25 protein-coding genes are annotated in these 22,895 nt (G+C 64.9%); 15 read left to right on the forward strand and 10 right to left on the reverse strand.

Annotated features, from left to right (window positions below):
- Positions 1 to 163 precede the first annotated feature (163 nt).
- The gene (locus tag FBZ93_RS35810; protein ID WP_146992110.1) at positions 164 to 475 is read right to left on the reverse strand and encodes a hypothetical protein; all 312 of its coding nucleotides are present in this window, start codon (positions 473 to 475) and stop codon (positions 164 to 166) included.
- Positions 476 to 812: 337 nt separating this feature from the next.
- Between FBZ93_RS35810 and FBZ93_RS35815 the strand changes: the two genes are divergently transcribed.
- Positions 813 to 1,082: a metal-sensing transcriptional repressor gene (locus tag FBZ93_RS35815; protein WP_146992111.1), complete on the forward strand. Its 270-nt coding sequence runs from the start codon at positions 813 to 815 to the stop codon at positions 1,080 to 1,082.
- Positions 1,083 to 1,289: 207 nt separating this feature from the next.
- On the opposite strand, the gene FBZ93_RS35820 is transcribed toward FBZ93_RS35815, so the two are convergent.
- Both FBZ93_RS35820 and FBZ93_RS35825 read right to left on the reverse strand, forming a co-directional pair.
- A complete protein-coding gene (locus tag FBZ93_RS35820; protein WP_146992112.1) occupies positions 1,290 to 1,553 on the reverse strand; it encodes a hypothetical protein in 264 nt (87 codons plus the stop codon).
- Positions 1,554 to 1,700: 147 nt separating this feature from the next.
- Positions 1,701 to 2,507 (reverse strand): creatininase family protein, encoded by an 807-nt coding sequence (locus tag FBZ93_RS35825; protein ID WP_146992113.1) that lies wholly within the window; start codon positions 2,505 to 2,507, stop codon positions 1,701 to 1,703.
- Positions 2,508 to 2,652: 145 nt separating this feature from the next.
- Here FBZ93_RS35825 and FBZ93_RS35830 point away from each other — a divergent pair, with 145 nt between their 5' ends.
- The 7 genes from FBZ93_RS35830 to FBZ93_RS35860 all read left to right on the forward strand — a co-directional run bounded on the left by FBZ93_RS35830 (position 2,653) and on the right by FBZ93_RS35860 (position 9,513).
- The gene (locus tag FBZ93_RS35830) at positions 2,653 to 3,696 is read left to right on the forward strand and encodes an ABC transporter substrate-binding protein (protein ID WP_146992114.1); all 1,044 of its coding nucleotides are present in this window, start codon (positions 2,653 to 2,655) and stop codon (positions 3,694 to 3,696) included.
- Between the two features lie 223 nt (positions 3,697 to 3,919).
- Complete coding sequence (locus tag FBZ93_RS35835) at positions 3,920 to 4,726, forward strand: ABC transporter ATP-binding protein (RefSeq protein WP_146992115.1); 807 nt, start codon at positions 3,920 to 3,922, stop codon at positions 4,724 to 4,726.
- Positions 4,723 to 5,511, forward strand: a complete 789-nt coding sequence (locus FBZ93_RS35840; RefSeq protein WP_146992116.1) for an ABC transporter permease — start codon at positions 4,723 to 4,725, stop codon at positions 5,509 to 5,511. Before FBZ93_RS35835 ends, FBZ93_RS35840 begins: the two co-directional genes overlap by 4 nt.
- Positions 5,511 to 6,494, forward strand: coding sequence for a 2-hydroxyacid dehydrogenase (locus FBZ93_RS35845; RefSeq protein ID WP_146992117.1), 984 nt, complete (start codon positions 5,511 to 5,513; stop codon positions 6,492 to 6,494). Before FBZ93_RS35840 ends, FBZ93_RS35845 begins: the two co-directional genes overlap by 1 nt.
- Positions 6,494 to 7,189, forward strand: a complete 696-nt coding sequence (locus FBZ93_RS35850; RefSeq protein ID WP_146992118.1) for an AprI/Inh family metalloprotease inhibitor — start codon at positions 6,494 to 6,496, stop codon at positions 7,187 to 7,189. Before FBZ93_RS35845 ends, FBZ93_RS35850 begins: the two co-directional genes overlap by 1 nt.
- Before the next feature lie 557 nt (positions 7,190 to 7,746).
- Positions 7,747 to 8,142 (forward strand): YciI family protein, encoded by a 396-nt coding sequence (locus tag FBZ93_RS35855; RefSeq protein ID WP_146992119.1) that lies wholly within the window; start codon positions 7,747 to 7,749, stop codon positions 8,140 to 8,142.
- An 87-nt stretch (positions 8,143 to 8,229) separates the two neighbouring features.
- Entirely contained in the window at positions 8,230 to 9,513 is a 1,284-nt protein-coding gene (locus tag FBZ93_RS35860; RefSeq protein WP_146992120.1) for an RNA polymerase sigma factor, read from the forward strand.
- Between the two features lie 106 nt (positions 9,514 to 9,619).
- On the opposite strand, the gene FBZ93_RS35865 is transcribed toward FBZ93_RS35860, so the two are convergent.
- The gene (locus FBZ93_RS35865) at positions 9,620 to 10,057 is read right to left on the reverse strand and encodes a hydrogenase (protein ID WP_146992121.1); all 438 of its coding nucleotides are present in this window, start codon (positions 10,055 to 10,057) and stop codon (positions 9,620 to 9,622) included.
- 269 nt (positions 10,058 to 10,326) lie between these two features.
- Between FBZ93_RS35865 and FBZ93_RS35870 the strand changes: the two genes are divergently transcribed.
- Together FBZ93_RS35870 and FBZ93_RS35875 are read left to right on the forward strand one after the other, a co-directional pair.
- The gene (locus FBZ93_RS35870) at positions 10,327 to 11,355 is read left to right on the forward strand and encodes a putative zinc-binding metallopeptidase (protein WP_146992122.1); all 1,029 of its coding nucleotides are present in this window, start codon (positions 10,327 to 10,329) and stop codon (positions 11,353 to 11,355) included.
- Positions 11,352 to 12,386 carry a D-alanine--D-alanine ligase family protein gene (locus FBZ93_RS35875; protein ID WP_167529371.1) on the forward strand — a complete coding sequence of 345 codons (1,035 nt, stop codon included), beginning with the start codon at positions 11,352 to 11,354 and terminating at the stop codon, positions 12,384 to 12,386. The genes FBZ93_RS35870 and FBZ93_RS35875 overlap by 4 nt, the downstream gene beginning before the upstream one ends.
- Before the next feature lie 7 nt (positions 12,387 to 12,393).
- Here FBZ93_RS35875 and FBZ93_RS35880 read toward each other — a convergent pair whose 3' ends face one another.
- Positions 12,394 to 12,666: a hypothetical protein gene (locus tag FBZ93_RS35880; protein WP_146992124.1), complete on the reverse strand. Its 273-nt coding sequence runs from the start codon at positions 12,664 to 12,666 to the stop codon at positions 12,394 to 12,396.
- Between the two features lie 387 nt (positions 12,667 to 13,053).
- Entirely contained in the window at positions 13,054 to 13,671 is a 618-nt protein-coding gene (locus FBZ93_RS35885; RefSeq protein ID WP_146992125.1) for a Crp/Fnr family transcriptional regulator, read from the reverse strand.
- Positions 13,672 to 13,923: 252 nt separating this feature from the next.
- Between FBZ93_RS35885 and FBZ93_RS35890 the strand changes: the two genes are divergently transcribed.
- The 4 genes from FBZ93_RS35890 (at position 13,924) to FBZ93_RS41800 (ending at position 18,662) form a co-directional block, all read left to right on the forward strand.
- Positions 13,924 to 14,922 (forward strand): L,D-transpeptidase family protein, encoded by a 999-nt coding sequence (locus tag FBZ93_RS35890; RefSeq protein WP_167529372.1) that lies wholly within the window; start codon positions 13,924 to 13,926, stop codon positions 14,920 to 14,922.
- Positions 14,923 to 15,148: 226 nt separating this feature from the next.
- The gene (locus FBZ93_RS35895; RefSeq protein ID WP_146992126.1) at positions 15,149 to 16,813 is read left to right on the forward strand and encodes a thiamine pyrophosphate-binding protein; all 1,665 of its coding nucleotides are present in this window, start codon (positions 15,149 to 15,151) and stop codon (positions 16,811 to 16,813) included.
- A 20-nt stretch (positions 16,814 to 16,833) separates the two neighbouring features.
- Positions 16,834 to 17,604, forward strand: a complete 771-nt coding sequence (locus tag FBZ93_RS35900) for an SDR family NAD(P)-dependent oxidoreductase (protein ID WP_146992127.1) — start codon at positions 16,834 to 16,836, stop codon at positions 17,602 to 17,604.
- A 929-nt stretch (positions 17,605 to 18,533) separates the two neighbouring features.
- Positions 18,534 to 18,662, forward strand: coding sequence for a hypothetical protein (locus tag FBZ93_RS41800; protein WP_274617391.1), 129 nt, complete (start codon positions 18,534 to 18,536; stop codon positions 18,660 to 18,662).
- Between the two features lie 51 nt (positions 18,663 to 18,713).
- Here the strand turns inward: FBZ93_RS41800 and FBZ93_RS35905 are convergent, their stop codons facing one another.
- Genes FBZ93_RS35905 through FBZ93_RS35920 form a run of 4 tightly spaced genes read right to left on the reverse strand, consistent with a single transcriptional unit; the run spans position 18,714 to position 22,322 of the window.
- Positions 18,714 to 19,469, reverse strand: a complete 756-nt coding sequence (locus tag FBZ93_RS35905) for a GntR family transcriptional regulator (protein WP_050423036.1) — start codon at positions 19,467 to 19,469, stop codon at positions 18,714 to 18,716.
- Between the two features lie 6 nt (positions 19,470 to 19,475).
- Complete coding sequence (locus FBZ93_RS35910) at positions 19,476 to 20,456, reverse strand: Gfo/Idh/MocA family protein (protein ID WP_146992128.1); 981 nt, start codon at positions 20,454 to 20,456, stop codon at positions 19,476 to 19,478.
- Positions 20,453 to 21,340 (reverse strand): NAD(P)-dependent oxidoreductase, encoded by an 888-nt coding sequence (locus FBZ93_RS35915; protein WP_167529373.1) that lies wholly within the window; start codon positions 21,338 to 21,340, stop codon positions 20,453 to 20,455. The genes FBZ93_RS35910 and FBZ93_RS35915 overlap by 4 nt, the downstream gene beginning before the upstream one ends.
- Before the next feature lie 19 nt (positions 21,341 to 21,359).
- Positions 21,360 to 22,322: a Bug family tripartite tricarboxylate transporter substrate binding protein gene (locus tag FBZ93_RS35920; protein ID WP_146992130.1), complete on the reverse strand. Its 963-nt coding sequence runs from the start codon at positions 22,320 to 22,322 to the stop codon at positions 21,360 to 21,362.
- Between the two features lie 137 nt (positions 22,323 to 22,459).
- On the opposite strand from FBZ93_RS35920, the gene FBZ93_RS35925 reads away from it, so the two are divergent.
- Positions 22,460 to 22,849, forward strand: a complete 390-nt coding sequence (locus FBZ93_RS35925) for a carboxymuconolactone decarboxylase family protein (protein ID WP_146992131.1) — start codon at positions 22,460 to 22,462, stop codon at positions 22,847 to 22,849.
- The last annotated feature ends 46 nt before the right edge of the window (positions 22,850 to 22,895 follow it).

Here is a 22,895-nt window from a genome sequence, read left to right on the forward strand (position 1 = left end):
TGGGCACGGCACGAGGGACGCGGAGCAGCTAGGCGCGCGCGCAACCTCCGCTGCCGTGAGCAGCGGCTATTCCAAACGTGATGTCGTTCCCCGGAGGGAGCCCCGTTGCCGCGCCGCGATGGCGCGCAACGGGACAACTAGGTCCTTCGTCCATGTCGGTCCTTCAGGCGGTTGCGGTCAGCTTTGCGGCGAAACGCGCGATTGTTGCGCGCGGGCCGGAATGCCGGTCCGCGCGCCGCTGTCGGTCGAGATCATTCGTGGATGATCCGAGGGTGGTTTCGACGATCCACCGGCACTCCAGCCGGCCGTCGATCAGGATCCAATGGCAGGCCGGGGTTGGACGCCGGCGGTCCGCCGGGCGGCGAAAACCCGGCTGGTTGTCATTGGAATAGCTGGCCGCCCGCGGCGGGATCTGCCGCGGCTCGACAACGCGCCGCGGGCTTGCCTGCCGGAATTTTGCGAGCTTTTCGAACATCGCTCACCTCCACTTCCGCTGTCGCGCGGCAGGCCGGTGAGGAGGCGGCGGTCAGCTAAGGCGCGACCACCCATCCACGCAGGCGATATCTGCGCGATCAGTCTTGCTGTGTTGCGGCGTCAACAGTCCCGTCGTGGGTCTACTGTCGCCTGAGTTGCTACTGCCCATGTGCCTTCTGTGCTGGCTCGTGGTCCGGTTGATGTCCGGGGCAGAACCCCGGTGCGGAACGCATGTTCTGACGCTCGGGCACTACGCCCGTCACAATGGCCTGTCAACCCGATTCTGCTATCCTCCGGGGAGGATCATGACTATCCTCCCGGGAGGATAGGAGAACCATATGCCCGACGACCATCCGCATGTTGCGATCGCGCGGCGCCTGAAGCGCGCCAACGGCCATCTCGAGACCATCGTCGAGATGATCGAGCAGGGTCGGCCCTGTGCGCAGATCGCCCAGCAATTGCAGGCGGTGGAGAGCGCGATCGAGAGCGCCAAGAAGGCGCTGATCCACGATCACATCGGCCACAGCCTGGAGGAGACGCTGAAGGCGTCGGGTCCGAAGGGCCGCAACATGCTGCGCGACTTCAGGCTGATCGCGAAATATCTGTGACGCAAGGTCGCATGAGGCGGACTGACAAGGGTTGACCCGCCCGGGGGATCGCCGGACGGGTCGTGTGCGACACGGGGTGGATGAGGACCCGTGCCGAACGCAGGATCCGCAGCCTAGAGCCTATTCGGCTCTAGATTCCTGTTTGACGTGTTTTCTTCACGCGAACCGGTACCCACTTCGCTCGAAAACACTATGCAAACCTGTCGATCAGTAGCAGGAGCGCACGCGGCCGATGTAATTGCCGTAGGCGTCGAACTGGCGCACCCAGACGCAGCGCCGATAGCCGTTGTCGTAGTAGCCGTCATTGGCCGCGATCGCGCTGCCGACGATGGCGGCGCCGACGAGGCCCGCGCCAACGCCCCAGCCCCAGCCATACGGCTTGGCTTCGGCCTGCGAGGTGGTGGACGCGATGGTGCCGGTCACGGCGAGCGCGGTGAGGGCGAGGGCGGCAAACTTGGTCTTGATCGACATGGGATACTCCATCCTGTTTGAGCGCGGCGCCGGTGTGGTCCGCATGCCCGTTGGACGGAGGCTTTCCGGTTCCGGTTCGAAGCCCGGCCGGGAAATATGGTTTCGTGGATTGTTTCGTCGCCCCTGCCGGGATGAAGCAAGACTCCGTCAGTTGCCCCCGAATACGCCCGGATCGAACCTGTCGACATCGGCAAGCAGCTCGCAGAACGCACGCGCGCCGTGCTCGATCACCTTCTCACCCTTGTCGGCCGTGGCCTTGGTCGCATCGCCGATGGCGCCGCTTGGATGAAGATCCTGTGCCTGCCAGGCGAACGGCGCCGGCCGCTGCGTCGACAGCAAGCGATGATCCTTCTCGATCTGAATGCTCGCTGGCTTGAAGTCCGCGATCGCATCCTTCCGCACATGCTGCGGATATTTCGCCAGCATGATCGAGGTCTCGACCGCGCCGCCATGGATGCCGTGGTGCAATTCGTCTGCCTCGAACAGCCCGTCGGGCGTGCCGAAGCGCGACCAGCTCGTGGTCACCACCAGCATGTGATGTTGCGCGCGCAGATCCTGCGCGACGAGCTGCATCGCGGCGGAGTTGCCGCCATGGCTGGTCACGATCACGAGCTTCCTGACGCCGGCGCGCGCCACGCTCTCGCCGAGCGCCATCCAGCTCTTCAGCGCCACGTCGGTCGGCAGCGTCAGCGTGCCCGGATAATCGATGTGCTCGGTGGAGATGCCGACCGGCTGCAAGGGCAGGAAGGTTGCCGGGATGGTGGCCGGCAGCAGCGCCTGCACCCGCGCCAGATACGCCTCGCCAATCATGACGTCGGTTCCAAGCGGCAGATGCGGTCCGTGCTGCTCGGTCGCGGCCAAAGGCAGCACCGCGATCCAGCGCGCGGCCGCGCCCTTGGCGATATCGGGCCAGTGCATGGCGGTCCAGTCACGGGGCGGAAGCGTCGAGGTCATCAAGCCGGTCGTTTCAATACAAGCGTTTCATGGGGTGGATTTGCAGGCCAGTTTGTTTAACATCGGTGGGGCGTTCGCGTCTCCGGGCGCGGGCCACGTCTTCCCGCCTTCCATCATGGGCCATAATGATCGACGGAGTCCAACCATGATCCCGGCCTTTTTGCTGCGAGCGTTAACCACCGCCCTGCTGGCCGCCACCCTCGGCGTTTCCGCAGGCCTCGTCCCGGCGCGGGCGCAGAGCTCGGACAAGACTTTGGACAAGGTCTCGTTCGGCACCAATTGGGTCGCCGAGGGCGAGCATGGCGGGTTCTTCCAGGCGCTCGCCGACGGCACCTACAAGAAGTACGGCCTCGACGTCACCATCGTGCCCGGCGGTCCCAACGAGAACAACCGCATGCTCCTGATCGCGGGCAAGCTCGACTTCTTCATGAGCGCGAACTCGCTGCAGACCTTCGACGCCGTCACCAACAACGTGCCGCTGGTCGCCGTCGCGACCATGTTCCAGAAGGACCCGCAGGTCTTCCTGACCCATCCGGAGGTCAAGGTCAGCAAGATCGAGGATCTGAGGCCGCTCACGCTGCTGATCTCGAAGGAGGGCATCACCAGCTATTTCCAGTGGCTGAAATCCGAATACGGCTTCGACGAGAACAAGGTGAAGCCCTACACCTTCAACCCGCAGCCTTTCATCGTGAACAAGCAGACCGCGATGCAGGGTTATGTCACCTCCGAGCCCTTTGCGGTCGAGAAAGCCGCCGGCTTCAAGCCGAACGTGCTGCTGCTCGCCGATTACGGCTTCAACTCCTATTCGACCTTGATCGAGACCCGCCGCGACCTGGTCGACAAGAAGCCGGACCTGGTGCAGCGCTTCGTCGATGCCTCGATCGTTGGCTGGTACCATTACGTCTACGGCGACAATTCGGCCGGCAATGCGATGATCAAGAAGCTCAATCCCGACATGAACGACGAGCTGCTGGCCTATTGTGTTGCCAAGATGCGTGAGTACGGCATCGTCGATTCCGGCGACTCCATCAAGAACGGCATCGGCGCCATGACCGATGAGCGGATGGCGAGCTTCTTCGACAAGATGGTGCGCGCCGGCGTGGTCAAGAGCACCATCGACTATCACCAGGGCTATACGCTGCGCTTCGTCAACAAGGCGGTCGGCGTCGAGCTCCGGCCGAAGAACTGACGGCTGCGGACGCGATGAAATCTGACCCGGATATCGCGGCATCGGCGGTCCACCTCTCCCCCTGTGGGAGAGGTCGGATCGCATCGTCAGATGCGATCCGGGTGAGGGGTGACGCTCTCTCGTGGGACCTGCGCCCCCTCACCCGGCGCTTCGCGCCGACCTCTCCCCGGTGGGGAGAGGTGTTCCCCGCGGCGCGATCGCGCTCAGCCATATCCAACCGCAGATGGTAGAGAGCACGGTGCCGGAAGCCGATGCCAGCAGCTCCGCCGTGCGCCTGCGCGGCGTCACCAAGACCTATGATAGCGGTGTGATGGCGCTCGGGCCGCTCGACCTCGATGTCAAACGCGGCGAGTTCGTCTCGCTGCTCGGGCCGTCCGGTTGCGGCAAATCCACCGCGCTGCGAATTATCGCAGGCCTCGCCGCACCGAGCATAGGCACGGTCGAGCTCGCGCATCACGACACCGAACGGCGCGGCAGCCACAGGATCGGCTTCGTGTTCCAGGAGCCGACCCTGATGCCGTGGGCCACCGTGCGCGACAATGTCCGTCTGCCGCTGAAGCTGGCCCGTGCGCCGGTGGCTGACGCCGAAATGCGCATCGGTGCTGCGCTCGATCAGGTCGGGCTTGCGGAGTTCGCGAGGGCCTATCCGCGCGAATTGTCTGGCGGCATGAAGATGCGGGTGTCGCTGGCGCGCGCGCTGGTGACCGATCCAGACATCCTGCTGATGGACGAGCCGTTCGCGGCGCTCGACGAGATCACGCGCTTTCGCCTTAACAACGATCTCTTGTCGCTGTGGCGTGACTTGCACAAGACCGTCATCTTCGTGACGCACTCGGTGTTCGAGTCGGTCTATCTCTCGGAGCGCGTGATCGTGATGACGGCGCGGCCGGGCCGGATCGGCGCGGAGTTTCGCATTACATCGACCGAGCCGCGCGGCGAGGAGTTCCGCACCTCGGCCGAATACGCCGCGTTCTGCCGCGAGGTCTCCCGTGCGCTGGCGCCATCCTATGCAGGGCAGGCGGGCGCATGAAGTCTCCGCAGGACCTCATCCGCTTTCTGCTTCCCGTCGCGGTGTTTGCCGCGGGGCTCCTGCTCTGGGAAGCGATCGTCCGCGCCTATGGCATCCAGCCCTATGTGCTGCCGAGCCCGCTCTTGGTGCTGAAGACGCTGGTTGCGGACTGGCCGATCCTGTCGCAATCGCTCGGCGTCACGCTGCTGACCACGCTCGAAGGTTTCGTTGCAGCCGCGGTCGGCGGCGTCGTGCTGGCGCTGTTGTTCAACCAGTCGAAATGGCTGGAATATTCTCTGTTTCCCTATGCCGTGGTGCTGCAGGTCACGCCCGTGATCGCGATCGCGCCGCTGCTCCTGATCTATCTGCAACAACAAACCGCGGTGATCGTCTGCGCCTGGATCGTGGCGTTCTTTCCGGTGCTGTCGAACACCACGCTCGGGCTCAGCTCGGTCGATCGCAACCTCGCCGGATTGTTTCAACTTTATGGCGCGTCAAGGCTGCAGACGCTGCTGTTCCTGAAGCTGCCCGCGGCGCTGCCCTATATCCTCGGTGGTCTGCGCATCGCCGGGGGCCTGTCGCTGATCGGCGCCGTGGTCGCGGAGATCGCGGCGGGCAGCGCCGGCGCCGGCTCGGGCCTCGCGTTCCGGATCGCTGAATCCGGTTATCGGCTGAATATTCCCCGCATGTTCGCAGCACTTCTGCTGCTATCGCTGGCCGGGATTGTCATCTATGGGGTGCTGGCGCTAGTTTCGCACCTGTTGTTGCGGCGTTGGCATGAGAGCGCGTTAGGAAAGGACAGTTGATGGCCCCGATTTCTTCCGAAAAGATCGATCTGCTGATTTATGGACCGATCCGGCCAATCCTCGAAAACGGCTTTTCCGATCAATACGTGCTGCACAAGGCCGAGAGCCGCGGCGACCTCGAACGGCTGACGCCGGACACGATGAATAAGATCCGCGGCATCGCCGTCACCTATCACACGATGGCGACCGACAAGACCGCGATGGCGCTGTTTCCCAAGCTCGAGATCGTCGGCAGCTTCGGCGTCGGCTACGACCATGTCGATTCCGCCTATGCGCGCGATCACAATATCGTGGTCACCAACACGCCCGATGTGCTGACCGAGGAGGTCGCCGACGTTGCGATGGGGCTGTTGATCGCGACGCTGCGCGAATTCGTCAAGGCCGATCGCTATGTGCGCTCCGGCCTGTGGCAGACCCAGAATTATCCGCTCAGCGTCGGCTCGCTGCGCGACCGCAAGATCGGCATCGTCGGCATGGGCCGGATCGGCCAGGCGATCGGGCGGCGTCTCGAAGCCTCGCGGGTGCAGGTCGCCTATCACTCGCGCAATCCGTCAAAGGATGTCTCTTACAAGCATTATCCCGACCTGATCGAGATGGCGAAGGCGGTCGACACCCTGATCGTCATCGTGCCGGGCGGCGCCTCGACGGCGAAGATGATCAATGCCGACGTGCTGAAGGCGCTCGGCCCGCGCGGCGTGCTGATCAATGTCGCGCGCGGCTCGGTGGTCGACGAGCCGGCGCTGGTCGCCGCGCTGAAATCCGGCACCATCCTCGCCGCCGGCCTCGACGTGTTCGCGGCCGAGCCGAACGTGCCGGATGAGCTGAAGGCGATGCAGAACGTCGTGCTGCTGCCGCATATCGGTTCGGCCTCGGTGGTGACGCGCAACGCGATGGACCAGCTCGTGGTCGACAACATCACGAACTGGTTCGCCGGCAAGCCGCCGTTGACGCCGGTTGCCGAGACACCCGTCAAGGATCGCTGATGGCATTGTCCCGCTTCAACGTCGTGCTGCTCGCGCTGCTGGCCGCATCCGGTCCGGCCGCCGCGCAGGATGTCACGACGTTGAAGAAGGACATGATCGGGCAGTGGGAGCTCGCCACCACCGAGCGCAGCAAGACCTGCGTCGTGACCTTGAAGAGCGATGCGACGCCGCAAGGCTTCAAGCTCGAGCTCGAGCCGGCCTGCGCTGCCGCGCTGCCGTTCACCAAGGACATCACCGGCTGGAGCATCAAGGGTCTCGGCGACATCGTGCGGCTGCACAACGCCGCCGGCGAGGCCGTGATTGATTTCACCGAGGTCGAGACCGGCATCTTCGAGGGCATGCGCACCAACGAGGGCGTCTACATCCTGCAGAACCTCGCGGCTGCCCGCTCGCTCGCCAAATCGATGGACCAGATGATCGGCGACTGGTCGATGGTCCGCGGCAACGGCCAGGCGATCTGCGCCCTGGTGCTGACCAACACCGACGCCGGCAACGACAATTTCCAGGTGTTCATGAAAGGCAAATGCGATCCCGCAGTCGCGGCTTTCAACCCGACGACGTGGCGGCTCGACCACGGCCAGATGATCCTGATGTCGGCCAAGGGCGAGACCTGGCAATTCGAGGCCGACGACAACGCCCAGTGGCGCCGCGTCCCCGACAGCGCCGACCCGCTGATCATGCTGCGGGAGCAGTAGGGGCTGCTTACATATCCGGAGCGACATGGCGGGTCCGCTGGCCGGGCCACAAAACCACTGTCGTCCCTGCGAAAGCAGGGACCCATAGCCACGATGCAAGTTGGCTTGCACAGCTTTGGCCACGGCTCGCTTCAGTAACTCGGCCCTGTGGTTATGGGTCCCTGCTTTCGCAGGGACGACGATCGGGGAAGGAGCCGTCTTGGCTCTCGATCTGCACGCTCGCTCTTGCCGGCGAAGGGAAGCTTACACAATTTCGGAATATTGGAAATATGTCCCTGATTTGCCCGACGTGTCAAGGCGCCCGTGTCGGACGCCGGCAGCCCGCCGGCTCCTTTGCATGGGGTTGTTTTCGATATTTTTGGCCCCACGCATCCGCGGCGGCTGCAAAGGGGAACAGGGCGCGCCGCCGATGCGTTCGCAGTGTGCCCTGTTCCGTCGTCCAGCCCGAAAATAATTCCCCACCCCATGTCGATCCGGTTCGTGCCGGATCGTCGTCACCAATAGCGAGCAGGTCTTGCGGCGGTGATCGTCGCTTCTCGCCCAACAGGAGTTTTCCGATGCGTTTCATGTATATCGTCACCTCCCCGCAGCCCCCCGGGCCGCCGACGCCGGCCCTGATGGAGGCGATGGGCAAGCTCGCCGAGCGCGAGATCAAGGCCGGCCGCATGATCGACACCGGCGGGCTGCTGCCGGTCGCGACGGGTGCCCAGGTCCGCATCACCGACGGCAAGCTCAACGTCATCGACGGGCCGTTCGTCGAGGCCAAGGAGATGATCGGCGGTTACGCGATCTTCGAGCTGCGCAACAAGGAAGAGGCGGTGGCCGCCGCCGTCGAATTCATGCAACTGCACAAGGAGCATATGCCGGGCTGGGAAGGGACCTGCGAGGTGCGCCACCTCGCGACCCCAGGCGTTGACGTCGCCTGCCAGGCCGATGTGTCCGCCATCGCTTGATGCGTAGCGGACAGGGCGCTTTCAAGCGAAGCGGCCTCCGGTTCGCGTGAAGACAACGCGTCCAGGCCACAATGCAGGTCGGCGGTGATGACGGCCGCCGACATCCAGGCCACCATCCTTGCGGTGTGGCGCATCGAGCAGCCGCGGCTGATCACCAGCCTGTCGCGGATGCTGCGCGACGTGCCGCTCGCCGAGGATCTGACCCAGGAAGCGCTGGTCGCCGCGCTTGAGCACTGGCCGGCCGACGGCGTGCCCGAAAAGCCCGGCGCCTGGCTGATGGCGACCGCCAAACGGCGTGCGCTCGATCACTTCAGGCGCAACAGCATGCTGATCGGCAAGCACGGCATGCTGGCGCATGATCTGGCGCGGGAGCAGGAGACCATGCCCGATTTCGAATCCGCGCTCGACGACGATATCGGCGACGAGTTGCTGCGGCTGATCTTCACCGCCTGCCATCCGCTGCTGTCGCGCGAGGCGCGCGCCGCGCTGGCGCTGCGGATGATCTGCGGCCTCACCACCGAGGAGATCGCCCGCGCCTTCCTGCAGGCGGAAGCGACCATCGCCCAGCGCATCGTGCGCGCCAAGCGCACGCTGTCGGAATCCGGCCTCGCCTATGAGACGCCGCGCGGCGCGGCGCTGTCCGAGCGGCTCGCCTCGGTGCTCGAGGTTACTTATTTGATCTTCAACGAGGGCTATACCGCTGCGCGCGGCGACGAATGGCTGCGGCCGCAGCTCTGCGACGAGGCGCTGCGGATCGGCCGCGTGCTGACCTCGATCGCGCCGTCGGAGCCGGAGGCGCACGGATTGCTGGCGCTGATGGAGTTCAACGCCTCGCGGATGGCGGCGCGCACCGATGCGGCCGGCGAGCCGATCCTCTTGATGGACCAGAACCGCGCGCTGTGGGATCGCCTGCAGATCCGCCGCGGGCAGCTGGCGCTGGCGCGCGCCCGCGAGCTCGGCGGCGCCGGCGGCTTCTACGCCCTGCAGGCTGCGATCGCCGCCTGCCACGCCGAGGCCGATGCGCCCGGCGCGACCGACTGGCGCCGCATCGCCGCGCTGTACGGCGATCTCGCCGCGCTGCTCGACTCGCCCATCATCGAGCTCAACCGCGCGGTTGCGATCGGCATGGCGGAAGGGCCGCAGGCCGCGCTTGCGATCGTCGACGGTCTCGCCGATGAGCCGGCGCTGAAATCCTATCACCTGCTGCCGAGCGTGCGCGGCGATCTGCTGCATCGCCTAAGCCGCTTCGCGGAGGCGCACACGGCGTTCGAGACCGCCGCCGCATTGGCCGGCAACGCGCGCGAGCGTGAGTTTCTCAAGCGCCGCGCCGCCGCCGCTGCACGTGCGGCGCAGGACCACGGGCGGCGCTGACGGCTTCGCGATCCCTGACGCAGGCCTTGAGCTCAGGCCCATCGATCGCGTAGCCCGCGCTTCACCACCAACCCGACCGACACCACTGCTGCCGTGCAGCGCTGGGTTAAGCGTTAGGTCCAACCGGCGCGGCCTTGCCGCGCAGCCCCCACAGCAGCAGGACCGATGCCGCGATGATCGCAAGGCCGATCGAGATGAATCCCGCGGTCACCAGCGTCTCCTGCCACGGCGCGGCACCGCGTCCGGCCGCGGTGACCGGCGAGAGCGCGCCGGTCCCGAGCACGGCGGCGAGCGTCGTCACGGCCCAGTTGCCATAGGTCCCGCAGAGCAGCGCCCAGTAGGCGAAAGCGCGCGGACCGGACGCCAGCCTGACCTCGCTCCAGATTGCCCCGACCGCGAGCAGGAAGGTGCCGTTCATCACGCCTTCGAGATGCGCCGTGAGCGCCATCCGCACATTGGTGAAGTGCTGCTCGGCAAGGCCGGTCAACAGCCCGATCAGGAACAAGGCCATGCCGTGAAACAGCAGCCGCCGCCGATAATCCATTCCCGCCCCCCTCAAATGATCGCCCGGTCAATGGCCGATCATAGCAGACAAGTACGAGGACGCCCGTCAGTGACCTGGGGTCGCGGTGGCGGGTCTTGCAATGAGCCGGGTGTGCAGCGCCGCGGGGGCGGCCGGCTCACGGCGGAAGCGGACCGGGGTTGCCCCAGAACCAGATGGACCACGGCCTGCCGCAAAAGCCCGGCGGTTGTTGCCGGCGGCAACCTATGACACCATCCCGATTCCGGTTTGTTTTTGACTTTTGGAAGCCTATGCCGCGTCGCAAATATGCCTGGGAGAACCTTACGGACGAGCAGTTGCTCCAGCAGCGCCTCTGCAATCTGAGGGTTGCAGTCGAAGGCACCTGGATCGCGGATTGTGTCAGCACGCTCTACGAGGAGCTCGAAGAGCGCGGCATCCGGTTGCGGCCGCACACCTGGATATCGAGCGAATGGTTCAGCCCGGCGGATGTGCCCGGCATCGCGATTCCGTTTTATCTGGCCCATCCCCGCCTGATGAAGCTCGAGAAGAAGATGATGCTCGACGTCGAGGGCGCCTCGTGGTCCGAATGCATGGCCATTCTCCGCCACGAGGCGGGCCACGCCGTGCAGCACGGCTACCAGCTGCAACGGCGCCGGCGCTGGCAGCAGCTGTTCGGTCCGTCGTCGCAGCACTACCCGCGCTACTATCGGCCCAATCCGGCCAGCCGCAATTATGTCCAGCATCTTCGGCTCTGGTACGCACAGAGCCATCCTGACGAGGATTTCGCCGAGACCTTCGCGGTGTGGCTGCGGCCGCGCTCGAACTGGCGGACGCGGTATGCCGGCTGGCCGGCGCTGAAGAAGCTCGAATATGTCGACGAGCTGATGGGCGAGATCGCCGGCAAGCGGCCGCTGCTTGCGACGCGCGAGCGCGTCGATCCGCTGCGTGAGCTCAAGCAGACGCTCGGCGAGCACTACAAGAAGAAGCAGGCGTTCTATGCGTTCACGCCGCCGAAGACCTATGACCGCGATCTGTCCAAGCTGTTCTCCGCCGATCCGCGGCATCAACGGTATCAGCCAGCTGCGGTGTTCATCAGGCGGCATCGTGCTCATATCAGGCAGCTGGTCGCGCGCTGGACCGGCGAGAACCAGCTGACGCTCGATGCCGTGCTCGACGACATGATATCGCGCTGCCGCGAGCTTAATCTGCGTGCCGTCGGCCCCGAGCAGAAGCTCGTGACCAACTTCATCATCCTGCTGACCGCCAAGACCATGCACGCGCTGTTCGGCCCATCGCGCCGTAAATGGATCGCGCTATGAAACACCTTCGCATCCTGGTGCTCATGCATCCCGACTGTGTGCCTCCCGAGAGCAGCGATGGATACTCCGCGCGGGAGATCAATGAGTGGAAGACCGAATACGACGTCGTGAGCACGCTGCGCGCGGCCGGCCATGAGGTTCGTCCGCTCGGCGTGCAGGAAGAAATCAAGCCGGTACGCGACGAGATCGAAGGCTTCAAGCCGCACATCGTGTTCACGTTGCTGGAGGAGTTTCACTACGACGTCGTGTATGACCAGCACATCGCGAGCTATCTCGAGCTGATGAAGATCCCGTACACCGGGTGCAACCCGCGCGGCCTGATCCTGGCGCGCGGCAAGGATTTGTCCAAGACGCTGGTGCATCATCGCCGGGTCCCGGTGCCGGCCTTCGCCGTGTTCCCGATGCGCCGCAAGGTCAAGCGCCCGCCGCGTCTCGAGCTGCCGCTGATCGTCAAGAGCCTGAGCAGCGACGGATCGCTCGGCATCTCGCAGGCGTCGATCGTCGATACCGACGAGAAACTCGCGGAGCGCGTCGCCTTCATCCATGAGCGGATCGGAACGGCCGCGATCGCCGAGCAGTTCATCGAGGGCCGCGAGCTCTACGTCGGCGTGCTCGGCAACAACCGGCTGCGGGTGCTGCCGGTGTGGGAATTGAAATTCGGCAGCATGGGCGGCCCCGGCGCGCGGCATATCGCGACCGAAAAGGCCAAGCACGATACCAGCTATCAGGAGCGCATCGGGATTGCGGATGGCCCGGCCGACGACCTCACGCCGGAACTATCCGCCCACATTCAGCGGCTGGCGAAACGCATCTACCGGACCCTGGGACTCGACGGCTACGCGCGCATCGACTTCCGCCTGTCCACCAATGGCGTGCCGTATTTCATCGAAGCCAATCCCAATCCCGAGATCGCCAAGAGCCAGGAGTTCGCGACGGCCGCCGGGCATGATGGGCTCGATTACCCGGGTCTGTTGAACCGGATCGTGACGCTCGGAATCAGCCGCGCCAAGGCCGGCGTATCCCTGGGCTGACCGAGCTTCAGAGACTGCGCTGCATGGTGTGGCGCCGCGCGTCCCTGGCGAGGAACATCGCAAACGTTTCCCTAACACGCGCCGCCGGTGTCGCTTCGGTCGCGGCCATGGAAACCGCGGCCGCGGTCGAACGAAACGCATCCGGTTCCGGCCACCGCCGTGCGATGATGTCGTTTACCGGAACCGCCAACAGGATACTGTCGCTGCGGCAGGTATCGTAGACGTACAAACCGGCAAGAAAAATCGATACGGCAACAAGGATCGTCCTGAAAATCGGCATTGTGTTTGCGCCTCTTGATTGAGGCGAACAATGCCCGGCGACGGTGAACCGCGCGTTTAGCTGTCGGCTCGATCGGCCAGTACGGTTCCCGCTTGGTGAACGCGATGCATAAACCGTTCGCTTACCAACGCCTTCAAGGTTGCGGCAACCAGCTTTCCTCACCAGCCCGCAAGGAGTCTCTGGCATCAAGGGATCAAGAAAAAGACTGAGGAGGCCACTATGTTCGTCGCCATTCGAGTCATGATCCTGATCGCCAGTGCCTATGCCGGCTCGGCCGTCGCAGAGATGCAGTTCGCGCCGCTGCCGAACCTTGCGGCGTCGTCCGCGCCGTAGGATTGGCGAGCGACGCTTCTTTCACCGCGCCATCTTGACGCCGGGTGGGCGTCATCAGCGCGCGGCTGCGGCAACTCCGATTGCGCGGGCTGCATTTTCCGTCATCCGGGTCGCCGTCAGTCGCAGGAAATACAGCGACAGTCCTGGATTGCGTTCGCACAGTTTCCTCAGCGCACCGTCGCTGATCCACAGCAGATCCACGTCGGTCGCGGCGAGCGCCGTCTGGGTGCGGCGCCGTTCGAGGGAGAACAGTCCGATCTCTCCGAACAATTCGCCCGCCGATACCCCGCGATCGATTTCGGGAAACCTGACATCGCCCGATACGACCATGTACAGCAGATCGGCATCGTCACCTTTGTTGAAGATCGTCTCTCCCGCCTTGACGTGCTTCGGCCGCATGAACGGTTGCAGCCAGCTCGGGGAAAGATCAGTCGATGCGGCGAGCTTCGCCTTGCGAAGCAGCCGGACCATCTGGAACAGCAGCAGCACGTTGAGCGGCAACAGAATGACGTGCAGGGCGAGCACCGGGTAGATCCGGGCGCCCAGGCCGTAGCTGATGAATGCCAGATTGCTGCATATGGCCACAGAGCGCAGGCTCAACATGGTGCTCATGCAGAACGTCAGCAATACGAGAGCCGACGCCAGGTAACCCAAGCCATCGATCAATGTCATGACAGCGCCCACTTAAAAATGAATTGCAAGAAACGCGATCTGAAAACGATCGGTAACGTATACCAGAGCTCTCATTTTCTTGGGGGAAATGAGTCTGGCCGGCGTGTCACGCGGAGCGTGACGCATCGCGGTGCGTTTGGAGGCGGATCGCCTCCGGCGCCTTCTGTTGCCCGACGCAGTGCAGCGAAACACATGTTGGAACTTCGCGGCCTTCTGTGGCTTGACGGAAGGGTGGCCATGTTGGGATGCGCGATGTTCCGACGTTTTGCCTTAGCAGGTTTTGCCGCTGCCCTCTTGTTCTTGTCGACCACGCCCGTGGTTGCAGCAGGTCTCGATGCCGCCTCGATCAATGACGCCGCGGCGCCGCCGACAAGATTGCCGGACCGTCAACAGCTCAGCCCTTCCATTGCCAGGCTCGAGATCCTGCTCGATCGCGCGCATTTCTCCCCCGGGGAGATCGACGGCAAGTTCGGGGAGAACGCGCAGAAGGCGCTCGCGGCATTCGCCGAGGCCAATGGATTGTCCTTCGACAAGGCGGTGACGGCGGATCTCTGGACCAGGCTCGTCGCCGCCAGCGAAGGCGCCGCGGTCGTCACCTATACGATTGTCGATGCCGACGTGAAAGGTCCGTTCCTGAACAAGGTCCCCGTGAAGATGGAGAGCATGAAGGACCTGCCGGCGCTGAACTACACCAGCCCGCGCGAAGCGCTGGCCGAGAAATTCCACATGAGCGAGGCGTTGCTGCAGGCACTCAATCCAGGCCAGAAGTTCGATAAGCCCGGTGACAGCATTGCGGTTGCGAACGTGCTCGACACCGAAAAGCCGGCGCCGGTCGCGCGTATCGAGGTCGACAAGACGAGGCAGACGTTGCGGACCTTCGATGCCGCGGGGAAGCTCATCGCCTTCTATCCCGCGACGGTCGGCAGCACGGAGAAGCCGACGCCGAGCGGCACGCTGAAGGTGACGGCGATCAACAAGAATCCGACCTATCACTACAATCCAAAATACAAGTTCAAGGGCGTCAAATCGAAGAGGCCGTTCACGATCAAGCCCGGCCCGAACAACCCGGTCGGCGTGGTGTGGATCAACCTCTCGGGGGAGGGTTACGGAATCCACGGCACCGGCAATCCCGGCAAGATCTCCAAGGCCGAATCCCATGGCTGCGTCCGGCTCACGAACTGGGACGCGCTCAGGGTCGCGGCCGGTGTCGCCAAGGGCACGCCGGTTGCGTTCGTGGAGAGCTCGCGATAGCGCGACGAGCGCAGGACCTGACGCCGGTATCGCCGGTTGCCAACGTCGTCCCGTGTCATTGCCGCGTCGCGGAACGATGTCGACCGCGCGATGCGCGTCCGTGCCTTTGAAGCCATGCGGAAGACGCAACCGGCCGCGCGCACGCCAACCGTCCCGCATGGTTGCCATGGGCCGCTCTCCGGCTGATGATGCGCAAAACGGATCAAAGCCGATCGAGAGGAAGCGAATGCGTGGGCGTCGTGTGCTGATGGAATCGTTCGTGTCGCACGGCGTGCGCCATATATTCGGCAATCCCGGCACGACAGAAACGCCACTGCTCGACAGTTTGCCGGCATTTCCGCAACTCGAATACATCATGGCGCTGCACGAAGGTGTCGCGGTCAGCGCGGCCGGTTTCTACTCGCAGGCGTCGGGGCGCGTCACCGTTGCCAATCTGCACGTCGCGCCCGGCCTCGGCAACGGCATCGGTTCGCTCTACGGCGCGCTGAAGGCAAACTCGCCCGTGGTGGTGACGGCCGGCCAGCAGGATACGCGGATGCGGCTCAACAATCCGTTGCTCGGCCATGATCTCGTCGCGATGGCCGCGCCCGTGACGAAGTGGAGCGTGCAGATCGAGCGCGCCGACGAGATCGCCCCGATCATGCGACGCGCGTTCAAGGTGGCGACCGATGCGCCGCAAGGCCCCGTGTTCGTCTCGCTGCCGATCGACGTCCTGGAGCAGGAAACCGCGGTCGATGCGTCGACGCCGGATCATTTGTGGCGATCGACGCGTCCCGATCCGGCAGGGATCGAGGCGCTGGTCGCGCTGCTGCTGAAGTCGAAAAATCCGGCCATCATCGCCGGCGACGACGTCGCGCGGTCGGGCGGCGAGCAGGCGCTGGTGGCGCTCACGGAAGCGCTCGGCGCCACCGTGTGGTTCGAGGGATTGCGGCATCACGCGTCGTTCCCGACCAGCCATCCGAGTTATCGTCAGGCGCTCCCGGGCGATGCCCGGCAGGTGCGGAAGGCGCTCGGCGATACCGATCTCGTGCTGCTGATCGGCGGTCCGTTCTTCGAGGACATCTGGTTTGCGCCGGGCGGCCACATTCCCGACGGCGCATGCTTGTCGCAGATCGAGGCCTCGGCCGAGCGTCTCGCGCTCAACAACCGGCTCGATGCCGGCGTCGTCGGCGACATCGCCGTCAGCCTCGCCGCACTGACGGACGCGTTACGGGCAAAGGCGGGTGCGGAGTTCAGGCAGGCCGCGCAGCACCGCAACGCCGCGCTGGCCGAACTAAAAGCGAAGGAGAAAGAAGCCTATCGCGCCCGTATCGAGAAAAGCTGGAACCGGGAGCCGAGTTCGATGCCGCGCGTCACCGCAGAGCTGCGTCGCGGCCTGCCCGATGATGTCGTGATCGTCGATGAAAGCATCACGGCGAGCCTCGATCTCGCGCGCGCCTTCGATTATCGCGGCTTCGGCGATTATTTCGGCGGCCGTGGCGGCGGCATCGGGCAGGGCCTTGCCGGCGCGATCGGCGTCAAGGTCGCAATGCCGGACCGTCCGGTTGTCGCCGTCTCGGGCGACGGCTCGGCGATGTACGCGATCCAGGCGCTGTGGACTGCCGCGCACCACAAGCTTGCGATCGTGTTCGTGGTGCTCGCCAACCGCGAGTACCGCATCCTGAAGCACAATGTGGATGTCTGGCGTCAGAATTTCGAAGCCGGCACCCAGCATCCCTATCAGAATATGGATATCACCGGCCCCGTGCTCGACTTCGTGCATCTCGCAGCGGGCATGGGCGTCGAGGCGGTCAGGGTTGAGAAGGCCGACGACATCGCCGGTGCAGTTGCAAAGGCCGTGGCGGCTCAACGGCCGTATCTCGTCGAGATCGCAATTGAAGGCAAGCGCTGACCGCGCTGAAGGAGTTTCCCATGGCAGGCATTCTGGACGGCAAGGCTGCGTTGGTGACCGGCGGCGGCTCCGGCATCGGCCGGGCAACCGCGATTGCCATGGCGCGCGAAGGGGCGCGCGTGGCGGTGTCCGACCTCTCAAAGGATGGCATCGAGGAGACGGTCGCCCTGATCAACGCCGCGGGCGGCCAGTCGATCGCGATCCAGGGCGATGTCACCGACGAGGCAGATGTCGCGAACATGGTGGCCCGCACGGTTTCGGCGTTCGGGCGCATCGATTGCGCGTTCAACAATGCCGGCGTCGCCGGGCGTTCCGTCGGCCCGCCCGGCCAACGCATTCACGAGCTCACGCAGCCGTCGGTGGCGAAGATGTTCGCGGTCAATCTGATGGGCGTGTTCCTGTGCCTGAAATACGAGGTCGCACAGATGCTCAAGCAGGGCGGTGGCGGCGCCATCGTCAACACCGCCTCGATCGCCGGGCTGGTCGGCCTCGCCACGTCGGCGCACTATGTCGCGACCAAGCACGGTGTCGTCGGGCTGACCAAGTCTGCTGCGATCGAATATGCCCAGGACGGCATCCGCGTGAATTGCGTCAATCCCGGATACATCAAGACGCCGATGACCAAGGAAACGATGGACGAACGTTACGACGAGATCATCGCCAAGGTGCCGGTCCGTCGCCTGGGTGTGCCGGAGGAAATCGCCGAAGCGGTGGTCTGGATGTGCTCGGACAAGGCGTCCTTCATGACTGGCGCGTCGCATGTGGTGGACGGCGGCTACAGCGCCGCCTGATCGCCTGGAGAACTCTGAGCCGTCAGGGCGTGACCGCGGATGTATGACTAACAGCAGGCCACAAACTCGATGTCGTCCCGGGCAAGCGAAGCGCGACCCGGGATCCATAACCACGAAAGCCAACTGGTTTGCGCGCTGGAGCCACAGCGCGTTTCAACAACTCAAACTTGTGGTTATGGGTCCCTGCTCCCGTGCGCAATTGCGCACTAGGCAGGGGACGACACGGGGTAAGAGCCGTGGACTCACACACTGGATCGCCCGGTCGAGCCGGGCGATGACACTGAGCAAGCTGTTTGACAGGTCGAATCAGAAGCCGCGCATCGAGGCGGACCTCATTGGTCCACCTTCGGCGTCTTGGCCGAAAAGTCGAGCCCGAGTCGGAGGGCGCGTTCCTCGCGCTCTTCGGTCAAGAACCTCAGCTCCCGTTCCAGCGACCGCGCAACCTCGTCCTGGGTTTGCTGGGAATGGCGGCGGGAGCCGCCTTGCGGTTTGGCCGGTTGGGCAGTCACGGGAGAACCCTTGTCATCACAGTGTCACAGGCGCAGGCATGCCACGGCTGGAGTCGCGGCGACAATCAAAAAGAATTCAGCGGGCGTCGTTTGGAAGGTTTGTTGTGCATCTGACTCTAATTTGAGCAGGAAATTCTCCACAGCATCCCCAGCCCCGACTCAAGCCTCGACTCAGGCCCTGGCCCTGATAGAGCCGAATACGGTCGGGCTTGCGGTCTCATCAATTCGGATGAGAGAGCCCGGTTCCCACGAAATCATTTCCGGAATCGCATGAAGACGTCCTGAAACCGACAAGGTCTAACCTTAGTAGCGTTGTGAAGAGCGGGTGCCTGGTGAGACGCTGACGACTGCGGTCGTGAGATTCACGACGGAGGTCGTGAGGTCAGGCGGTCCTGCCGAGACGTTGGGGTGATCCCGGAAATGAAGAAGCCGAATGCTGTGCCATATGTCTGGGCGGCCGCGTTGATCGCGGTCGTGATCTGGGGCGTGAGCGGCACCCCGCAGATGGCACACACCTCCGCCAATACGCATCTCGCACGGGCGCGCTAGCGCGTTTTCGGAACCGGGGTCGCGTCAGGAGAACGCTCCCGAAACGGAAGCCTAGAGCTTCGGCCGCAGCGAGCGCTGCATATCCATCGTGTAGGTGTAGCGCCCTTCGGGGTGCGTGGTGATGGTGACCTCGAACAGTTCCTCGCGCAGCCCGTAGTAGCGGCGGACCACGGTGAGTGCCGGCGATCCGGTCTTGACGCCGAGTGCCTTGGCGATCGGCGCCGGCATCCCCCGCACGAAGATCTCCATCTGCGCACGCTCGGTGACCTGGCCGTACATCTTGGCGATCTGCTCATGCACCGGGGTGCGGCCGTGGTCGCTGCGGGTCACGACATCGGCGAACCGGCGCAGCACGTAGATCTCGGTCCAGCCGAGCGGGGCGGCGAACTGGTCGGAGCGGCGCACCGCCTCGATCAGGAACCAGCTCTTGCCGGGCTCGCATTTCAGCAGCGCGGCCAGCTTGCGGTCGGCGACGATGTCGCTGCTGGCAACCACGTCGCGGTAGGTCTCGTTGGAATAGCGCAGCCATTCGCCGAGCGACTTGACGCTGTGGGTGAACAGCACCGGCGGCTCGGAGGCGATCACCACCGAGCCGAGGCCGGCGCGGCGCACGATCAGGCCCTGGTCGATCAGGATGCGCAGCGCCTCGCGCACGGTCTGGCGGCTCGCCTGATAGCTCGCCATCAGCTCGGTCTCGGTCGGCAGCAGATTGCCGACCGCGTAGGTGCCGAGACGGATGTCCTTCTGCAGCCCGGTGGCGATGTCGCGATAGCGGGATGATCTCGCCCGGTCCGGTTGTTCAGACATGGCAGATCACTGGTATGCCATATGGCAGGCGACCGGATGTCCCGACTGCATCGACTGCAGCGCGGCCTCGAACGCGGCGAGCGTCGCGAGCACGTCGGCTTCCGGCACCGGGAATGGCTGCTTGCGTTCGACCGCGTCGGCAAAGGCCGCGAGTTCCGCGGTGAGCGTGTTGACCGCCGGATAGCGCGTCGTTGCAGGCGCGCCGCCGGATGTCCGTAGCACCATCGTCCCCTCGTCGAGCACCTCTGCGGATCCCTTCGTCCCGAACATATGCACGCGCCAATAGAACGGTGTTGCGCGGATCGTCGCAAGGGTTGCACTCACGCCATTCACAAATTCAATCGCTAAAGTTGCAGTGTCGAGCGGCGGTGGTCCCGCCGCGCGTTCACTCAACCGGGCATAAACTTGTCGGGCAGGACCAAGCAGGCTGACGAAGCCGTCGAGCACATGCAGGCCCGCACCGGTCAGCCCGCCGCCGGGCGACTCCTCGGGCGACAGCCGCCAGCCCTGCGTGATGGCCTGCGAGTTCTCGTTGCTGTTGTGGCCCTCGACATGCAGGATGGTTCCGAGCTCGCCACTGGCTGCGATCGCACGGAGTGCCTGCATCGACGGCCAGAACCTTCGGTTATGCCCGACTGCGAGCGTCACGCCGGCATTGCGGCAGGCCGCGAACATCTCGGCCGCATCGCCGTGCCGCAGCGCCAGCGGCTTCTCGCAAAACACCTGCTTACCGGCCCTCGCGGCCGCGATCACCTGGCGCTTGTGCAGCGAATGCGGCGTCGCCAGCAGCACAGCGTCGATCGTGGGATCGGCGAGCACATCGTCCAGGCTCGCGGCGAGGGACAGGTCATGTGCCGCGCAGAAGCCCGCGGCGCCGCCGGTGTCTGGTTCCACCGCGCGCGTGATCCTCAGCCGCGGCTCGCCCTGCGCAGCCTCGACCAGTGCGCGGCCCCAGCGGCCGAGGCCCGCGATCGCACAATTGATCATGAATGGTCCTCATCCCGGCGGCGTCCGGCCCGGATCGCCTCGATGATCGCAGCGCTGTCGCTGTCCGGGCCCTCGAGCGCAATCGCTCTGCGCAGCAGCTCGGTCTGCACCGAAGTCAGCGGCAAGGGCAGGCCGTGCCGGCCGGCCTCTTGCAGGATCAGCTCGGCGTCCTTCAAGGTCTGCGCGATATGCGATTGCGGCGAGAAATCCCGCGCCAGCATCTTCGGTCCCTTGCTGTCCATCACGGCGGAATATGCCGCCGATTGCCGCGCGGTCGCAAGGAAGGCCCCGCCGTCGAGGCCGAGCGCCTCGGCAAATGCGATGCCCTCGGCCAAGGCGGCGCGGTTGTTCTGCAGGATCAGGTTGATGGCGAGCTTGGTGCGGCTGGCATTGCCGATCGCGCCGACATTGATCCGCTGCGGGCAGAGGATGTCGAGCGTCGCCGCGGCGGCTGCGATGATGTCGGGATCGCCGGCGACCAGCGCGGTGGCGGTGCCGGCGCGGACCTCGGCGCTGGTGCCCGAGATCGGCGCTTCGATGAAGGCAAGGCGCGACCGCGCCGCGAATTCGGCGATCGCCGTGATCTCGCCCGGCGCGCAGGTGGTGGTGCAGATCACGAGCGGCGGCAGCGTCGCGTTCGCAAGGTCCGGCAGCAGGCCCTTGACCTCAGCGGCGTCGTACACGGCGATGACGATGACCCGGCATCGCGCCGCGACGTCGGCGGCGAAGGCCGCGAACTCGGCGCCGCTGGCCCTCAAGCCGTCCGTCTTCGCCGCATCGACGTCGAAACCGATTACGCCGACGCCGGCGTCGATCAGCCGCGCCGAAAGCGCCGATCCCATCAGCCCCAGGCCGATCATGCCTACAGGTGTCTCGCGAGCCATGATGCGCCGCCGCATCGCGCTATTGCGGCTGGATGCCGGCCGCTTTCACCTCCGCCGACCAGCGCACCACCTCGCTCTTGACGAAGGCGCCGAACTCGGCGGGCGCCAGCGGCGCCACCATCACGCCGACATCGGCGAGCTTCTTCCTGGTCTCCGGCATCGCGAGGTACTTCGCACACTCGGCGTAGAGCTTGTTGACCACCGGTTCCGGCGTGCCGGCCGGCGCGAACAGCCCGTACCAGATGGTTGCCTCGAAGCCCGGCATCGCTTCGGAAAGCGCGGGCAGTCCCGGCGTCAGCTCGTTGCGGGCCGCCGACGTCACCGCGATCCCGCGCAAGGTGCCGCCCTGCATTTGCGGGATCGCGACCGAGAAATCGCCGAAGGTCAGGTCGATCACCCCGGCCATCACGTCGGTCATCGCCTGCGGCACGCCGCGATAGGACGCTGCGATCAGCGACAGGCCGCCGCGCGACTGCAATTGGGCGATCGAGATCTGCGATGCGCCGGAGCCGTAGCCCGCGGTCAGATTGGGATTGGCCCTGGCGTAGCTGAGGAACTGCGGCAGGTCCTTGGCCGCAAGCTTCGGGTTGACCAGCAGCACCATCGCCGTGGTGGTGGTGCGGATCACGGGCGCAAAATCCTTCACCGGATCGTAGGGCAGGCTCTTCAGCGTCGCGACATTGCTGGCATGGGTGGTGTTGGTGCCCATCAAGAGCGTGTAGCCGTCGGGCGCGCTGCGGGCGACTTCCTGGGCGCCGATGCTGCCAAGTGCGCCGGCGCGATTCTCGATCAGCACGGTCTGGCCGAACGCGTCCTGCAGATGCTGGCCGACCAGCCGCGCGACATTGTCGGGGCCGGCGCCGGCCGGGAAGGGCACGATGATCTTGAGCGGCCGTTGCGGGAAATCGTCCGCCGCATGCGCCGGGAGGGCCGAAAGCGCGGAAAGGAGCAGGACGGCAAGCAGCCCAAGCCGTGACGTCATCCCGATCCCCTCCTGGTTCGTTTTGATAAAATTTATACGGATAAATACGTCGGGAATGCAAGCGCGAGGCCTAACCAAATATTGAGGCGTGCCATATTTATCCGTATAAATAGCCCACATAGGGGAGCCAGACGACGATGGTGGACATCAGCGATCTCCATGCACGCGGGCTGCGCCGGCGCCAGAAGATGTTCGGCGAGGTCGATGTCGCCAAGCGGATGGCGGCCGCGGGCGATTTCGGCACGCCGCTGCAGAACATCATCAACGCCTACGTCTATGGCGACGTCTGGGAGCGCAACGGGCTGTCCGACCAGATCCGCAGCCTCGTGATGCTCGGCATCACCGCGGCGAGCAGCAAGCCTGCCGAGTTCCGCGTGCATGCCAAGGGCGCGCTGGCCAATGGCTGCACCGCCGCCCAGGTGCAGGACGTGCTGCTGCTGGTCGCGATGTATTGCGGCATTCCGGCCGCGATCGAGACCAGCAAGATCGCAGCCGAGGTGTTCGGCGAGGCGCCGCCTGAGGGGTAGGGCAGCGGCCGGCGCCGTGATAGGGACGTTGCCGACTGCGACCGGC

This window comes from Bradyrhizobium macuxiense (genome assembly GCF_007993935.1).
Taxonomy (GTDB): Bacteria; Pseudomonadota; Alphaproteobacteria; order Rhizobiales; family Xanthobacteraceae; genus Bradyrhizobium; species Bradyrhizobium macuxiense_A.

Bases quoted from the DNA above. Each gene is read 5' to 3' on its own strand.
- FBZ93_RS35810 (WP_146992110.1), bottom strand. From the start codon at position 475: ATGTTCGAAAAGCTCGCAAAATTCCGGCAGGCAAGCCCGCGGCGCGTT.
- FBZ93_RS35815 (WP_146992111.1), top strand. From the start codon at position 813: ATGCCCGACGACCATCCGCATGTTGCGATCGCGCGGCGCCTGAAGCGC.
- FBZ93_RS35820 (WP_146992112.1), bottom strand. From the start codon at position 1,553: ATGTCGATCAAGACCAAGTTTGCCGCCCTCGCCCTCACCGCGCTCGCC.
- FBZ93_RS35825 (WP_146992113.1), bottom strand. From the start codon at position 2,507: ATGACCTCGACGCTTCCGCCCCGTGACTGGACCGCCATGCACTGGCCC.
- FBZ93_RS35830 (WP_146992114.1), top strand. From the start codon at position 2,653: ATGATCCCGGCCTTTTTGCTGCGAGCGTTAACCACCGCCCTGCTGGCC.
- FBZ93_RS35835 (WP_146992115.1), top strand. From the start codon at position 3,920: ATGGTAGAGAGCACGGTGCCGGAAGCCGATGCCAGCAGCTCCGCCGTG.
- FBZ93_RS35840 (WP_146992116.1), top strand. From the start codon at position 4,723: ATGAAGTCTCCGCAGGACCTCATCCGCTTTCTGCTTCCCGTCGCGGTG.
- FBZ93_RS35845 (WP_146992117.1), top strand. From the start codon at position 5,511: ATGGCCCCGATTTCTTCCGAAAAGATCGATCTGCTGATTTATGGACCG.
- FBZ93_RS35850 (WP_146992118.1), top strand. From the start codon at position 6,494: ATGGCATTGTCCCGCTTCAACGTCGTGCTGCTCGCGCTGCTGGCCGCA.
- FBZ93_RS35855 (WP_146992119.1), top strand. From the start codon at position 7,747: ATGCGTTTCATGTATATCGTCACCTCCCCGCAGCCCCCCGGGCCGCCG.
- FBZ93_RS35860 (WP_146992120.1), top strand. From the start codon at position 8,230: ATGACGGCCGCCGACATCCAGGCCACCATCCTTGCGGTGTGGCGCATC.
- FBZ93_RS35865 (WP_146992121.1), bottom strand. From the start codon at position 10,057: ATGGATTATCGGCGGCGGCTGCTGTTTCACGGCATGGCCTTGTTCCTG.
- FBZ93_RS35870 (WP_146992122.1), top strand. From the start codon at position 10,327: ATGCCGCGTCGCAAATATGCCTGGGAGAACCTTACGGACGAGCAGTTG.
- FBZ93_RS35875 (WP_167529371.1), top strand. From the start codon at position 11,352: ATGAAACACCTTCGCATCCTGGTGCTCATGCATCCCGACTGTGTGCCT.
- FBZ93_RS35880 (WP_146992124.1), bottom strand. From the start codon at position 12,666: ATGCCGATTTTCAGGACGATCCTTGTTGCCGTATCGATTTTTCTTGCC.
- FBZ93_RS35885 (WP_146992125.1), bottom strand. From the start codon at position 13,671: ATGACATTGATCGATGGCTTGGGTTACCTGGCGTCGGCTCTCGTATTG.
- FBZ93_RS35890 (WP_167529372.1), top strand. From the start codon at position 13,924: ATGTTCCGACGTTTTGCCTTAGCAGGTTTTGCCGCTGCCCTCTTGTTC.
- FBZ93_RS35895 (WP_146992126.1), top strand. From the start codon at position 15,149: ATGCGTGGGCGTCGTGTGCTGATGGAATCGTTCGTGTCGCACGGCGTG.
- FBZ93_RS35900 (WP_146992127.1), top strand. From the start codon at position 16,834: ATGGCAGGCATTCTGGACGGCAAGGCTGCGTTGGTGACCGGCGGCGGC.
- FBZ93_RS41800 (WP_274617391.1), top strand. From the start codon at position 18,534: ATGAAGAAGCCGAATGCTGTGCCATATGTCTGGGCGGCCGCGTTGATC.
- FBZ93_RS35905 (WP_050423036.1), bottom strand. From the start codon at position 19,469: ATGTCTGAACAACCGGACCGGGCGAGATCATCCCGCTATCGCGACATC.
- FBZ93_RS35910 (WP_146992128.1), bottom strand. From the start codon at position 20,456: ATGATCAATTGTGCGATCGCGGGCCTCGGCCGCTGGGGCCGCGCACTG.
- FBZ93_RS35915 (WP_167529373.1), bottom strand. From the start codon at position 21,340: ATGGCTCGCGAGACACCTGTAGGCATGATCGGCCTGGGGCTGATGGGA.
- FBZ93_RS35920 (WP_146992130.1), bottom strand. From the start codon at position 22,322: ATGACGTCACGGCTTGGGCTGCTTGCCGTCCTGCTCCTTTCCGCGCTT.
- FBZ93_RS35925 (WP_146992131.1), top strand. From the start codon at position 22,460: ATGGTGGACATCAGCGATCTCCATGCACGCGGGCTGCGCCGGCGCCAG.